A 14,493-nucleotide genomic window follows, 5' to 3' on the forward strand; every position below is an offset into this window, starting at 1 on the left:
GATACTCAAGAGATTGAACCGCCGTATACGGAACCGTACGTACGGTGGTGTGAGAGGTCGACTAACCAAGTAATGGTTAGTCACCTACTCGATTCAGACCGTAGTACAAACGGCTACGGAGTGAATTAACAGCTTGTATCCTGGATGTGAAGTGAATTTTAGTCATGGGAATCTGGGTGAAAATGCTACTGCAATAGGTGCCGGCAGTATGGTAATTGATTCTTATATAGCGTAGTTGGAGGGTCGGTATGGAGAAGAATAAAATAAAATTACTATGGGATATCTTTTTTACCTTTTTTAAAATCAGCCCGGTTTCATTTGGTGGAGGATATGCTATGATTCCTTTACTGGAGCGGGCTGTAACCGTGAAGAAAAAGTGGGTGGAGGAGAAAGATATTGCAGATGTTTTGGTTATGGCGCAAACGGTCCCTGGCTCTATTGCTGTAAACACTGCCACATTCATTGGTTACCGTATAGCTGGCTTATTTGGCGCAATAGCCGGGACAATCGGGATTGTTACACCGACCTTCTTAATCATTGTTGCGCTCGCTGCTTTATTTTTGAGTTTTCAGCACAACCCGATCGTTGAAGCTGCATTTATGGGGATTCGCCCGGCAATTGTTGCACTAATCGCGTATGCTGCAATTACCATCGGTAAAACAGCCATCTTTAATACAGTAACAGGTATCATTGCAGGTGTTGCGTTAATCTTATTTTTATTTGTACCTGTCCATCCAATTTTTATCCTTATCGCTGGTGGAGTTATTGGTATTTTATTAAATAGAAAACGTGTTACATCAAAGCATGTTGCAAGGCAGGGAGCAGATCAACATGGGTAAGGTGGGAAAAATAAATGTACTGGAATCTTTTTGTTTCTTTTCTTAAAATTGGTTTTATTTCCTTTGGTGGAGGTTACGCCATGATTCCTGTCATTGAATATGAAGTGCGAGCACATCAATGGCTGTCAACACAAGAGTTTACGGATGTAGTAGCGATAGCTGGTATGTCTCCGGGGCCTATTGCAACAAACAGTGCGGTGTTTGTTGGATATAAAGTTGGTGGGATGTTAGGAGCGGCAATCTCAGCCGTTGCTGTTTCCTTGCCTTCTCTGCTCATTGTTGTACTCCTATCGTTGTTTATGTATAAGATGAAGAAGCGAAACTTCATGGATGATGCGTTTTATGGATTACGCCCGGTTATAACAGGTTTAATTGCCTATGCTGCGATTCATTTTGCTATGCAAAACGATATGATAGGTACTTCAAAGTTGCTGGGCTTTGAGTGGATCGGGATTCTTTTTGTAATAGCAGGACTAGGCCTTCTTTTATTTACAAAAATAAATCCGGTAATGGTAATCCTTCTGTCGGGTGTGATGGGAGTTGTTATTTATTATTAAAAACTTCACTAAAAAATAGTGAAGTTTTTTTTGAATGAGATTTTCCTGTGGCTTTGGTTAGTATAAAATAGAAGATGGGTATATCATAAATAGCTTTTATTTCAAAGGGAGAAGGGAGAACGTTTTATTTTGGATATAATTGAAAAAATAATAGGTGAAGTAAATGATGTACTGTGGACGTATGTGCTAATTGCAGTACTCATTGGGTTAGGTTTATGGTTTACGTTTAAGACGAACTTCGTACAGTTCAGATACTTTACAGAAATGTTCCGTGTATTATTTGATAAACGAACAATCGATGCTTCGGGTAAAAAGGGAACATCTTCTTTCCAGGCATTTGCTATAAGTGCTGCATCAAGGGTTGGAACTGGTAATTTGGCGGGTGTAGCAACTGCAATCGCTGCAGGAGGTCCAGGTGCTATCTTCTGGATGTGGCTGCTTGCGCTGCTCGGCTCTGCTACAGCTTTTGTGGAAAGTACACTTGCACAGGTGTATAAAGTTCCTGGAAAAACGCAGTATCGGGGTGGCCCTGCTTATTATATGGAGAAGGGATTAAATAAACGTTGGCTTGGGATTGTATTTGCAATCACGATTACATTTACATATGGACTTGTATTTAATTCTGTGCAGGCAAACACGATCAGCTTGGCTTTTGCCGGAGAATTTGAATTTGGTGCAGAGTACATGGCGATTGTCCTTGTCTTATTAACTGCAGTCGTCATATTTGGCGGTCTAAGAAGTATTGCGAATGTAACGCAGATTATCGTACCTGTTTTGGCCATTTTGTATATTTTACTAGCGATTTATGTCCTTATCATGAATATTACAGAAATTCCTAATATGATTGGACTTATTTTTGCTAATGCTTTTGGTATTCGCGAAGTTGCCGGTGGTGGATTTGGAGCGGCAATTATGATGGGGATTAAACGTGGATTATTCTCTAATGAAGCTGGTATGGGGAGTGCCCCGAACGCTGCGGCTACTGCAGAAGTAACGCACCCTGCTAAACAAGGCTTCATTCAGGCCTTGGGTGTATTTTTTGATACGATTTTAATCTGTAGTGCAACAGGATTTATTCTTATTTCTGCTGGCGGCTATGAGGGAAGTAAGGCAGATGGTATTCAATTAACGCAAAAAGCTTTTGAATTTCATGTTGGCGGTTGGGCTTCCGCTTTCATTGCGATTGCTATCTTTCTATTTGCATATAGTTCTATTTTAGGAAATTACTATTACGGGGAAAGTAATATCGGTTATATCAAAGATAGTAAAGTTGGATTATTTATCTATCGAATCGTTGCGCTCGTCATGGTGGTGTTTGGTGCTTTAGCTTCTTTTGATTTGGTCTGGGCACTTGCTGACGTCACCATGGCAATCATGGCACTGATTAACCTTTATGCGATTACAAAATTATTTAAAGTAGCAAATCGTGTTCTGAAAGATTACAGGCAGCAGCGCAAGGCTGGGAAAGACCCTGTGTTTTACAGAGATGTATTAGAAGATGAAACAGGCATTGAGTACTGGGAGCGTAAACAAGCAAAGGAAAATTCTTAACCTGAATTGTTTTCATATAGTTGGTAAATCCTGTATGGTATGAAATAATATTCTTGGGAATCTCATAAATTTTTAAAATGGAGGTATGATGATGGTTCGTCAACAAACGCAAGAAAAATATGCTGAATTAGCGCTTCGTACAGGCGTTAATTTACAAAAAAATCAAGCTTTAATGATAAATGCTCCGATAGAGGGTGCTGATTTTACTAAAATCGTTACTCGCAAAGCATATGAATTAGGAGCGAAAGATGTCCATATTAATTGGGTAGATGATGAATTAACGTTGCTCAAATTTAAAAATGCTCCGGAAGAAGTAATTGCTCATTATCCGGAGTGGAAAGTGAAATTACATGATATGTACGCAGAAGATGGTGCAGCTGTCCTGTCCATCCGCTCCACCGATCCAGATTTATTGAAGGATATTGATCCTTCCTTGATTGCGAAGGCGAATAAAGCTGGTGCGGAAGCGATGAAGAATTTCCGAAAATATACGATGAATGATAAAATTACCTGGTCTATTATTTCTATCCCGACTGGGAACTGGGCGCAAAAAATCTTTCCTGATCAAGCAAAGGATGATGCAATCGAAAGTTTATGGGAAGCAATTGTGAAAATTGTCCGTGTTGATCAGGATAATCCTGTCGCTGCTTGGGATGCGCATAATGAGACATTGAAAATAGCCAGGGAAATATTAAATGAGAAAAACTATCAAAAGTTAATTTATAAAGCGCCGGGCACAGATTTAGAAATTGAGCTTCCTAAAGGCCATATTTGGAAAGGCGGGTCAGCCGAGTCGGAAAAAGGGATTACTTTTAATCCAAACATGCCGACGGAAGAAGTATTTTCCCTGCCGCATAAATATGGGGTGAATGGAACAGTGACGAGCACAAAGCCTTTAAATTATGGGGGAAGCCTCATTGATAACTTTAGCCTGACATTTAAAGACGGGAAAGTAGTAGACTATCAGGCGGAGCAAGGGGAAGAAACATTAAAGCATTTACTGGATACGGATGAAGGTGCCAAGCGCCTAGGGGAAGTTGCATTAGTACCACATGAATCCCCTGTTTCCCAGTCCGGTCTGATTTTTTATAATACGTTATTTGATGAGAACGCATCTTGCCATATTGCGCTCGGTAAGGCTTATCCAACAAACCTAGCAGGCGGGGCCGAAATGGATGAGAAAGAACTGGATCAGCATGGTGTGAATGATAGCTTGACACATGTTGACTTCATGATTGGCTCAGAAAAGCTAGACATTGACGGTGTAAAAGCAGATGGTACAACAGAAGCTGTTTTTAGAAACGGTACATGGGCTTTGGATATAGAAGGGAAATAATAGGAAGAGCCTGGGACAAGACCCCAGTAAATGTAAAAGAAGTTCGGGAGTCCTATCTCTAGATGGAACTCGCGAACTTCTTTATTTTATTTTTCCGTGCGATTTATACTTATTTAGTAATCCCGTTGACTTGCACTGCAGGCGGCTGCTTTCCGCGGGCACGGCCTCAGCCGCCTTTCGTTCCAGTCAACTAGATATGAAAAACCAGAAAATTTATTATAACGAAAAATGGGTTCGATCATCGGCCTTTGATGATCGAACCCATTTTTACTTATTCTTGGCTAGTTATGTCCTAACCTTTTTTTAATAGCTTTGTGTTTTCTTTACATGATATCATTCTTTACTAAAACAGCCTTAATTTTTGTATAACTATATGCTTCCGGTAAGGCTTCTTTTAATAGCTTTAACCGAGGTTCCGCAACTTCCTCGTATGCTGCTAAAATTTGTGTCTCTTCTTCAGGATTAAAAAATATCTCCCATGCCAGTGGAAAGCCATCTTTGTATGCCCTGAACAAATGTTTTTCGATGGTTTGGGAAGACATTTCCCTGATAAGAGCAATATCCTTGATGGATTTTCCGGATTGGAACATCTGATAACTAATCATGTGACTTGGCCGGTCATCATTCGGGTCTTTTTTCGGTTTTGCTGGTGAAGTACTTGAAATCTGTATTTTTGCTTTTACATCGGGATGATCTTTGCGCCAGCCTTTAATAACATCCAGGAATACCTCTCCATACTGTTCGTATTTCTTTTCGCCAATTCCTTTAATGTCGAGCATATCTTCCTTTTCTTCCGGGATATAACGACTTAATTCTTTTAATGTTGCGTCAGAGAATAAAACATAGGGTGGCACATTTTTTTCATCGGCAATTTGCTTGCGTAATGCTCGCAGTTTCGTAAATAAATCTTCATGATAGTCTGCTTGTTCGTTAACCGGTAATGGAGCGGTATACATCCATACGGGTCTCTGCCCTTTTAATACATCCACAGAGTTTCGGTTTAATTTCAGGGTTGGAAATTTTCCTTCTTCTGTAGCAAGGAGTTGTTCGGCAATTAAAAAGTGAATCCACTCGGTCAGTTCTTTTTCCGTGTAAGCGGACAGAATGCCATAGGTGGATAAGTTATTTAATTGAAATTCTCTTATCTTTTTGTCTTTTGAACCTTTAAGTACTTTGGCGGTCATGCCAACTCCGAAGCGTTCACCCATTCTTTTTACACAGGAAAGAATCATTTGTGCTTCTTCAGTTATTTCTGTTTTTTCCTGGCGGTGCACGCAATTGCTGCACCGTCCACAAGTCTCTTGTGTGGGTTGATCATTAAAATAATCTAAGATGAAAGAAGTCAGGCAGCCATGTGTATGGCAATAATTAATCATGGCCTGTAATTTACGATATTCCAGCTGTTTGGCTTCGTCATTCATCATGGATTGTTCAATTAAAAATTTCTGTAATTGAATGTCCTGCGGTGAGAATAGTAGAATACAATCACTGGGTTCCCCGTCCCGTCCTGCTCTTCCGGCTTCCTGATAATAAGACTCGATATTCATTGGCATTGCGTAGTGAATGATATTGCGTACGTTTGACTTATCAATTCCCATTCCAAATGCATTTGTGGCAATCATGATATTTACCTCATCATGGATGAAAGCAACTTGTGCTTGCTTACGCGCCTCTTCAGACAGACCCGCATGGTATTTGGATACGGAGAATCCTCGCTTCTGAAGCTGTTCATATAAGGAATCTACCTGTTTTCGTGTTGCTGTGTAAATGATTCCAGATTCATTCGGATGCTCCTCTAGAAAGGAACGAACATAAGATGTGCGATCTTTCCCCTTTACAATATGAAAGGATAAATTGTCACGCTCAAAGCCAGTATTAATGACGGAATCCTTTTCTATATGAAGCAGCTGCTGAATATCAGAAATAACTTCTTCCGTAGCAGTAGCAGTTAGGGCAACGAATACAGGAATGTTAGCAAGCTGTTTTAACTGAGGAACGATGGATCGATAGCTTGGTCTAAAGTCATGCCCCCATTGAGAAATACAGTGTGCTTCATCAAAGGCTACTAGAGATAAGGGGATTCTTTTTATGGTATTCGTAAAGCTATAGGATTCAAAACGCTCGGGTGCAACGTAAACAAATTTATACCTGTTTTTAAAGACATCCTGAAGTCGTGTTTGCTGTTCACTTGCTGATAGCGAACTGTTAATATATGTAGCAGGTATGCCTAGTGATTTTAGAGCATCAACTTGGTCTTTCATCAGTGAAATTAATGGAGAAATGATAATCGCTGTGCCGTCTCTAGACAGGCCGGGAATTTGATAGCATAACGATTTTCCTCCACCTGTAGGCATGACAGCAAGTGTGTTTTTCGTTTGCAAGATATTATCGATTGTTTCTTTTTGTCCGGGACGAAACGTTTCATAGCCAAAATAGGTTTGTAGAATTTTTTCCTCTTTCACTAACAATGGGATCCTCCTTTATTTTTCTATCCTAACATATTTTCACGATCTTAGACTCGATTCATTTCATAAAAAAACTGACGCAAGACGTCAGTTTTTTGTTCGTGAAAATAAAAAGCCAATGGCGGCACCAATGAAGGCTGGGACAATCCAGCCAAGGCCGATTGTGAAAAATGGAAGCTTTTCCATAAAACTTGTTATTGTTGGCAATTCAAGGCCAAATTCTATTAATCCATCATAAATACTAACAATCATCGTACCAATAATCGCCCCGCGGTACACTTCACTGGAAGAATGAAAGAGTCTTTGCGTGAAGGTTAAGAGAATAAGAACAATCGTAATTGGGTAAATGAAAGTAAGTACGGGGACAGAATAGCTAATAATGGTATTTAGTCCCTGATTTGCAATCAGATAGCTTGCCAATGTCCAAATCGTGATAATGACAGGATATGGAAGCGGAATAATTTTACTGAAGTATTGTCCTGAGGCAACGATTAATCCGACTGCTGTAGTAAAACATGCAAGGGTAACAATAATACCGAGTAATAAGGTACCGAAGTCACCGAACATGAAGTTAGCTGCACTGGATAAAATTTCGCCTCCATTTTCATAGGTTCCTTGACTTGCCATTTTAGCACCAATCCAACCAATAGATGCATAGACTGCAATTAAGCCAATTGCTGTTATTATGCCCGATTTTAAAGTTGATTTAATAAGGTTGCTCTGCGTTGAAATTCCACGTTCTTTAAATGCATTTACAACGATGATACCAAATGCAAATGCAGCAATAGCATCCATGGTCAAGTACCCCTCTACGAATCCCGTAAAAAATGGAGAACTTACATACTTTTCTCCAGGTGCTCCTAGTGGGTCTTTAAGTAGGATAAATCCCCCAATACTTAAAGCAACAATCGCGAGTAACAAAATTGGTGTTAAGAACTGGCCAATCCGATCAACCATTTTAGATGGGTTAAGACTGACAAGTAAAACAAGTGCGAAAAATATGGTTGTAAAAATAAATAATGCCATGGAGGCTTTATCTCCGATGAATGGTTCCACACTCATTTCATAAGCAACAGTAGCAGCACGTGGTATTCCGAAAAAAGGTCCAATGGCAAGATATACAATCGAAGTAAAGATAAGCCCGAATAGCGGATGTACATGGTTTGCTAATTCTCTTGCATCATTTTTCACAAATGAAATAGCTGTTACTGCAAGTATTGGCAGTCCAACACCAGTGATGACAAATCCGGCGATTGCGGTCCAGTAAGATGTGCCGGATTCAGAACCGAGTGTTGGTGGATAAATTAAATTTCCCGCCCCAAAAAAAAGAGCAAAAAGCATAAAACCTATAATAAATGTATTTTTATTCACGATGTGTTATCCTCCCAAACTTGCAACAATTTAGTTTCAAAAAAAGTATCCTTTTTCAATATTATCTGAAAATTAAAAAGGGGAATCGAATTGTATAGACATTTCATTCAAATCAAACAAAATATATACTACCAATGAAGCGCAGTTTATGTCAATATTTGTAGAATAATTTTAATGGCTTTAATTTCAAAAATTATGTGTCCGATTACTAATTATTATGATAATAGAGAAAAATTTGTTTTTAAAATATAAATGATTAAAAGTATTTACATTCTCCTCTTTCCCATTTAAACTGACCCTATATATTTAAAATCGTCATGTTGGTGGAAGGCAATTTGAACTTACATGCGCTTATATGAGGGGGTATCAAATGGTTCCATCTATCTTATTTGAAATTATGCTTATCGGTCTTTTAGGGATTGGAGCCCAGTGGGCAGCCTGGCGTTACCGGATACCAGCGATTGTTGTAATGTCTGTTACAGGTTTGCTGGTAGGACCAATTTTAGGGTTCATCAATCCAGAGGAAGATTTCGGTAATTTATATAATCCTATTATATCCGTTGCAGTTGCTATCATCCTTTTTGAAGGAAGTTTGAATTTAAACTTTAAGGAATTAAGAGGCCTTGGAAAGCCTGTATTTCGTATCTCTACGATCGGTGCTTTTATTGCTTGGATACTTGGCTCTTTAACCGCTCATTATATTGCAGGGTTATCATGGCCAGTCGCTTTTGTGATTGGTGGATTATTTATTGTTACAGGTCCAACCGTTATTATGCCCTTGCTCCGCCAGTCAAAATTAAAGCCGCGTCCAGCAAAAATTTTAAAATGGGAAGGTATTATTGTTGACCCGATCGGTGCTCTCTTAGCGGTATTTGCTTTTGAAATTATCGCTTATTTGACGGCTGAGAATCCGAATGGGGCGGCACTTGTTCTATTCTTTGTCGGATCTGTTTTTGCTGGCATTTTCGGATGGCTGTGTGGAAGAGGAATTGGTTGGATGTTTGAGACAGGACATATACCTGAATTCTTGAAGTCCCCCGCTGTTTTTGTCGTAGTGATTTTATGCTTTACGATACCAGATGAATTCATGCATGAAACGGGACTGCTTTCAGTGACTGCCATGGGTATTACATTAGCAAACATGGGAATAAGCTCTGTTGCTGATATGAGGCACTTCAAGGAAAATGTGTCCATTCTTTTAATATCAGCAATCTTTATTATGCTGACTGCCTCATTAAAAATGGATACATTGTTGCAAATATTTAGTCCAAATATTATCGGTTATGTATTATTGATGATGTTTGCAGTACGTCCATTGTCCATTTTTCTCTCAACGATTAAAACAGACTTGTCATTAAATGAGAAAGCGTTAGTAGGGTGGATTGCACCCAGAGGAATTGTCGCATTAACGGTTTCCAGTTATTTTGCTTCGATTCTGACTGATGCTGGCTATGAAGATGCCTCTATTTTGACTACGTTAACGTTCGGACTAGTGATTTTTACGGTTATTGCGCACGGATTCTCGATTCGCGGTTTAGCAAAAAAGCTTCATTTATCAATGGAAGGAAGACCTGGAACACTGATTGTCGGCAGTAACCCGTTTACCGTAGAACTTGCAAAATCACTTAGAAAAGCAAGAGTACCTATTATTATTGTTGACTCCTCCTGGGAAAAACTTCGTTATGCAAGAAAAGAGGGTGTACCTTTTTACCACGGGGAAATGCTGTCAGAGCAAACAGAATATAACTTGGACACGATTCCATATGAGTATATAATTGCAGCTACGGATTTTCATTCGTACAATGCACTTGTATGTACAACTTTTATGCCTGAATACGGAAGAACCAATGTATTTAAAATTAGCCCTTTCAGGCAGATAGACAGTAGTTCTAGTGATATTGTATCGAAAATCGGAGGACGTATTTTATTTAAAGAGAAAATGGCGCTGGATGATTTAAATGAAAAAATTAACAATGGCTATATTTTCCGCCAAACAACGATTACACAGCAATATAGTTATAAACAATATGTCGAAGAAAAAGATGATGCTACCGTATTTTTATACGTTATTAAGCCGTCTGGACAAATTAGATTTTATGCGGAGGACACGAAGGCAATTCCTGGAGCAGGCGATATTATTGTTAGTTTAACACCGCCAAATAAAGAAATTAAAAAAATCCAGGCAAAGCTGGAAAACCAACGAAGTAATGGAACGAATAACGGAACAAAAGAGTGAGGCTAATAAGAGTGAGGCTAATAGGCCTTCACTCTTTTCTTGCTTGAGACTGGAATTCATTGTATAACCTGAAAAAGAAGCTAAACGTAAAAGGAGTATGTTATCATTTATATGTAAAGGTGAAGCAATAGATAAATAGGTGAGGTGAATTGTTATGGCAGAGAAAATGAATGTAGAAAGCTTTAATCTCGATCATACCAAGGTAAAAGCACCATATGTTCGATTAGCAGGTGTAACGAAAGGGGAAAGTGGGGATGTTATTCACAAATATGATCTCCGTTTTAAACAGCCAAACAAGGAACATATGGAAATGCCGGCACTTCATTCACTGGAACATCTAATGGCAGAGAAAATTCGCAATCACCATGACAATATTGTGGATATTGGACCAATGGGGTGCCAGACGGGTTTTTATTTAACCGTATTGAATCATGATAATTACGAGGCAATATTAGATACGATCGAAAAGACATTAAATGATGTACTGGAGGCTGATGCAGTTCCGGCATGTAACGAAGTACAATGCGGATGGGCAGCTAGTCATAGTCTTGAGGGAGCCAAAAAGCTAGCAGAAGAGATGCTAAAGAAGAGAAGTTCATGGGATAAAGTTTTTGAAGCATAAACAAAAGGAGCAGATGGTGTCCGCGCGGCACCATCTGCTTTTTTAATCAAGGCTGTATTTTTAAAGGTTGTTGTTTTAAACATACGAGTGAGGAGGCTCACGGCTCCCCCGCAAAAAGCGAAATGTCTTCGGGCTGCAGTGGCATAAAAATAAAGTATGAGAAAACAGTTTTTTCAAAAGGAAGTATTTCTGCTTAATCAAACGCCTCCAGCTTATCATTCAGTTCCGCTATTTCCTTTTCCAATCGAACTAATTGTTCTTCTGCTGAAGACACCCGGCCACCAACAAATTCTAATTTATCCATATCTCCTTGGATACGTACATAATCTGACTTTAATTCAGCTAATTTGGCTTCCAATTCTTTTTTTGTCATTAGAAATCACCTCTATGGATAGTTTAGCGGAAAAAGATGTTTGAAAACAAGTAAGTTCTTTAGATTAATGCATCGTCTTTATGTTCTTTTGAGTCTTGGTATGTTTTATAAAAATGGACAATGATCGTTTTGATAATAGCATAAAACGGTACTGCGAACAGAATGCCTAAAAAGCCTGCAATGCTGCCAGCTGCTAAAATAACGGTGATGACGGTTAATGGATGTAAATCTAAAACGCGTCCCATTACATTCGGTGATATGAAATTACTTTCAATTTGCTGTGCAATCAGTGTAATAATCGAAACCCAGACAATCATCATTGGATCTTGGAATGCACCGACAATAAGAGCTGGTACAACAGCAATAAATGGACCTAGAAAAGGAATGACATTCATCAGCATTGCAAAAAGAGCTAGGGTTAATGAATAATTTAGCCCAATGCTGATGTAACCGATAAATAAGAGTACACCAACACAAAAGCTCACAATCAACTGCCCTTGGATGAATGCTGTTAACGTAACATCAATTTTATGAAGTAAATTGCGAATATTTTCCGCCTTTTTCTTCTCGAAAATCTGTGTAATATGCGGTACTAATTTTTCACCATCTTTTAACATAAAGAATAAAAAGAATGGAACAAGTACAATTGCTGCGATAAAGCTAATTAACTGACTGATAAAACCAAATAGGTAACTCATCACGTTTTCCAAATGGGATTGCAAATTATTTGTAAAATTATTAATGGTCTTATTAACCTCATCCGGGATGACGGTCTGATTTGCTTGCCAGTAATAAATTAGATCTTGCACTGCCTCGACCATTTTTGGAATGTTGTCAACAAGATTTAAAAATTGTGTTTGTGCGATTGGAGCGATATATGTAGTAATCAAAAAGCCAGTAAAAATGAGCAGCAGGAAAACGAATAAAATAGAAATACCCCGTGGTATTTTAAATCTCTCAAAAAAGTGCATCACAGGCTTAGTCAAGTAAAAGAGAATTCCGGCTCCGATTATGGGGAGAGCAACAGCACCAATATACTTTAGCAGTGGTGTAAAGATAAAGTTTGTAAGTGAGATTAATAAAATGAGAAGAAAAACTAAAATGAAAAAAGTTAATGTTTGAAACCAACGTTTTTGCAGCATGATTATCACAACTTTCTATTTTCTGGTCTTTTATCTCTTATTTTACCTGTATCAGGCAATAATAGAAACCGTTCTTTTCCTATATTCCATTTTTATTTGATATTGAAAATAGTAAACTTCATAAACGAACCCCGTCGAATTTAATAGAATAAATATGTAAAGTGTGTTAAAATTTGAGCAGATAAAAAGGTTCGTATTAGGGGGATGCAACATTGACTAGTTGGGAAAAGGCATATGAAAAATGGAATTCATTCCAGGATCTCGATCCAGCATTAAAAAAAGAATTAAACCAAATGAAAGAGGATAAAGTAGCATTAGAGGATGCCTTCTACACAGAATTAACCTTTGGTACGGGTGGAATGCGCGGGATTTTAGGACCTGGCAGGAATCGGATGAATATTTATACAGTGCGAAAAGCAGTAAATGGCCTAGCCAATTATATCAAGGTTAATTGTGTAAATGTAAAAGACCGCGGTGTAGTTGTTGCATATGATTCAAGATACATGTCCAAGGAATTTGCAGTAGAAGCTGCTAAAGTACTTGGCGCGTATGGCATTAAAACACATGTATTTGAATCGCTGCGCCCGACCCCTCTTTTATCATTTGCTGTCAGGTATTTAGGGACCACAGCTGGAATCATGATTACCGCCAGCCATAATCCACCGGAATACAACGGCTTTAAAGTATATAACGAAGACGGCGGACAAATCACACCAGATGAAGCGGATCATATTGTTGCTTCCATTCAGCAAACAGAAAATGAACTCACGGTTCCTATTTTGGAAAAAGAGGTGCTGGAAGAGAAAGGGCTTTTAAATTGGATTGGCAATGAAGTGGATCATGCTTATTTAGAGCAATTAAAGCAAATTTCTAAAATGGAAGAACAGCACCTTCAGCAGGATAAAGATTTACAAGTTGTATTTACCCCTTTACATGGAACAGCAAGCAAGCTTGTTATGGAAGGTTTGAAACAATTAAATTTTCCAAATGTAGCTATTGTTGAAGAACAGGCAAAACCCGATCCGGAATTTTCAACGGTTGATTCTCCTAACCCAGAAGAACATCAGGCGTTTACAATGGCTATTGAGCAAGGAAAAGAAAAAGGCGCGGACATTTTGCTTGGAACCGATCCAGATGCAGACCGCTTAGGGGTCGCAGTGAAGGATGAGGACGGGGTATACTCCGTATTAACTGGCAATCAGCTCGGATCTTTATTACTGGATTATCTCTTATCACATATCGACCAGGATGTTTTTAAAAATGGTAAAATGATTAAATCCATTGTTACAACAGAACTTGGACGAGCCATCGCTTCTTCTCACGGTGCGAAAACAGTCGATGTGTTAACAGGTTTTAAATATATTGGCGAAAAAATAAAGCAATATGATGCAACAGGAGAAACGTTCATTTTTGGCTTTGAGGAAAGCTATGGCTATTTAATTCGGAGTTTTGTGCGTGATAAAGACGCTATTCAAGCGGCAGTCGTCGCCTGTGAAATGGCTGATTATTGGAAAAGACAAGGGAAAACATTGCTGGATGCTTTAGAGCTATTATATGAAAAACATGGCTACTATCAAGAAGGACTGTCCTCTATAACACTGAAGGGGATAGAGGGTTCCCGCCAAATTGAGCAAATGATGAAAGAAATGCGAAACAATCCATTATCAGAAATAGCTGGGATAAAAGTGGAAAAATTTGAGGATTATTTAACATGCACTCGGACTTTCACGCAGCATGAAGATAAAAAAGAAACGATTGAACTACCACGTGAAAATGTGTTAAAGTATGTACTAGAAAAGGATAGTTGGGTTTGTTTACGTCCATCTGGTACAGAGCCGAAAATTAAATGCTACTATGGTGCTCGAGGCGAAAATATGGAAGAAAGTAAACAGCGATTAGAAATTTTACAAACAACAATGAATGAGATGATGGACCGAATCCTCAAGAATTGTTAAGCGAAATGTTATAAACATGCTTTAAAAAAGTTATATATATTCCTAA

11 protein-coding genes are annotated in these 14,493 nt (G+C 38.7%); 7 read left to right on the top strand and 4 right to left on the bottom strand.

Translation table 11 applies throughout. The annotated features are described in order from the left end of the window. Nucleotides 1–248: 248 nt before the first annotated feature. The 4 genes from J2Z81_RS09490 to J2Z81_RS09505 all read left to right on the top strand — a co-directional run bounded on the left by J2Z81_RS09490 (nt 249) and on the right by J2Z81_RS09505 (nt 4,283). Nucleotides 249–839 carry a chromate transporter gene (locus tag J2Z81_RS09490; protein WP_226371235.1) on the top strand — a complete coding sequence of 197 codons (591 nt, stop codon included), beginning with the start codon at nt 249–251 and terminating at the stop codon, nt 837–839. Nucleotides 840–853: 14 nt separating this feature from the next. Next, nucleotides 854–1,396 (top strand): chromate transporter, encoded by a 543-nt coding sequence (locus J2Z81_RS09495; RefSeq protein ID WP_226371236.1) that lies wholly within the window; start codon nt 854–856, stop codon nt 1,394–1,396. A 129-nt stretch (nt 1,397–1,525) separates the two neighbouring features. Then, nucleotides 1,526–2,947: an alanine/glycine:cation symporter family protein gene (locus tag J2Z81_RS09500; protein WP_029266679.1), complete on the top strand. Its 1,422-nt coding sequence runs from the start codon at nt 1,526–1,528 to the stop codon at nt 2,945–2,947. 91 nt (nt 2,948–3,038) lie between these two features. Beyond that, nucleotides 3,039–4,283, top strand: a complete 1,245-nt coding sequence (locus tag J2Z81_RS09505) for an aminopeptidase (protein WP_226371237.1) — start codon at nt 3,039–3,041, stop codon at nt 4,281–4,283. A gap of 323 nt (nt 4,284–4,606) precedes the next feature. On the opposite strand, the gene recQ is transcribed toward J2Z81_RS09505, so the two are convergent. Then, entirely contained in the window at nt 4,607–6,751 is a 2,145-nt protein-coding gene (gene recQ / locus J2Z81_RS09510; protein ID WP_226371238.1) for a DNA helicase RecQ, read from the bottom strand. Between the two features lie 84 nt (nt 6,752–6,835). After that, on the bottom strand, nt 6,836–8,122 hold the full coding sequence (brnQ, locus tag J2Z81_RS09515) for a branched-chain amino acid transport system II carrier protein (protein ID WP_156947668.1): 1,287 nt from the start codon (nt 8,120–8,122) through the stop codon (nt 6,836–6,838). Nucleotides 8,123–8,489: 367 nt separating this feature from the next. On the opposite strand from brnQ, the gene J2Z81_RS09520 reads away from it, so the two are divergent. Both J2Z81_RS09520 and J2Z81_RS09525 read left to right on the top strand, forming a co-directional pair. Beyond that, a complete protein-coding gene (locus J2Z81_RS09520) occupies nt 8,490–10,355 on the top strand; it encodes a cation:proton antiporter (protein WP_226371239.1) in 1,866 nt (621 codons plus the stop codon). 154 nt (nt 10,356–10,509) lie between these two features. Continuing rightward, the gene (locus tag J2Z81_RS09525; RefSeq protein WP_029266669.1) at nt 10,510–10,977 is read left to right on the top strand and encodes an S-ribosylhomocysteine lyase; all 468 of its coding nucleotides are present in this window, start codon (nt 10,510–10,512) and stop codon (nt 10,975–10,977) included. Between the two features lie 193 nt (nt 10,978–11,170). Here the strand turns inward: J2Z81_RS09525 and J2Z81_RS09530 are convergent, their stop codons facing one another. Both J2Z81_RS09530 and J2Z81_RS09535 read right to left on the bottom strand, forming a co-directional pair. After that, nucleotides 11,171–11,350, bottom strand: coding sequence for an SE1832 family protein (locus J2Z81_RS09530; RefSeq protein WP_029266667.1), 180 nt, complete (start codon nt 11,348–11,350; stop codon nt 11,171–11,173). Nucleotides 11,351–11,409: 59 nt separating this feature from the next. Continuing rightward, a complete protein-coding gene (locus tag J2Z81_RS09535; protein ID WP_029266665.1) occupies nt 11,410–12,492 on the bottom strand; it encodes an AI-2E family transporter in 1,083 nt (360 codons plus the stop codon). Nucleotides 12,493–12,704: 212 nt separating this feature from the next. Between J2Z81_RS09535 and J2Z81_RS09540 the strand changes: the two genes are divergently transcribed. Beyond that, on the top strand, nt 12,705–14,447 hold the full coding sequence (locus tag J2Z81_RS09540; protein ID WP_226981314.1) for a phospho-sugar mutase: 1,743 nt from the start codon (nt 12,705–12,707) through the stop codon (nt 14,445–14,447). Nucleotides 14,448–14,493 lie beyond the last annotated feature (46 nt).

This window comes from Virgibacillus alimentarius (assembly GCF_017874635.1).
In the GTDB taxonomy this organism is placed as follows: domain Bacteria; phylum Bacillota; class Bacilli; order Bacillales; family Amphibacillaceae; genus Virgibacillus_B; species Virgibacillus_B alimentarius.

What these genes read in the sequence shown, in the direction of transcription:
- J2Z81_RS09490 (WP_226371235.1), top strand. Translation starts at nt 249, where the DNA reads ATGGAGAAGAATAAAATAAAATTACTATGGGATATCTTTTTTACCTTT.
- J2Z81_RS09495 (WP_226371236.1), top strand. Translation starts at nt 854, where the DNA reads ATGTACTGGAATCTTTTTGTTTCTTTTCTTAAAATTGGTTTTATTTCC.
- J2Z81_RS09505 (WP_226371237.1), top strand. Translation starts at nt 3,039, where the DNA reads ATGGTTCGTCAACAAACGCAAGAAAAATATGCTGAATTAGCGCTTCGT.
- J2Z81_RS09520 (WP_226371239.1), top strand. Translation starts at nt 8,490, where the DNA reads ATGGTTCCATCTATCTTATTTGAAATTATGCTTATCGGTCTTTTAGGG.
- J2Z81_RS09525 (WP_029266669.1), top strand. Translation starts at nt 10,510, where the DNA reads ATGGCAGAGAAAATGAATGTAGAAAGCTTTAATCTCGATCATACCAAG.
- J2Z81_RS09530 (WP_029266667.1), bottom strand. Translation starts at nt 11,350, where the DNA reads ATGACAAAAAAAGAATTGGAAGCCAAATTAGCTGAATTAAAGTCAGAT.
- J2Z81_RS09535 (WP_029266665.1), bottom strand. Translation starts at nt 12,492, where the DNA reads ATGCTGCAAAAACGTTGGTTTCAAACATTAACTTTTTTCATTTTAGTT.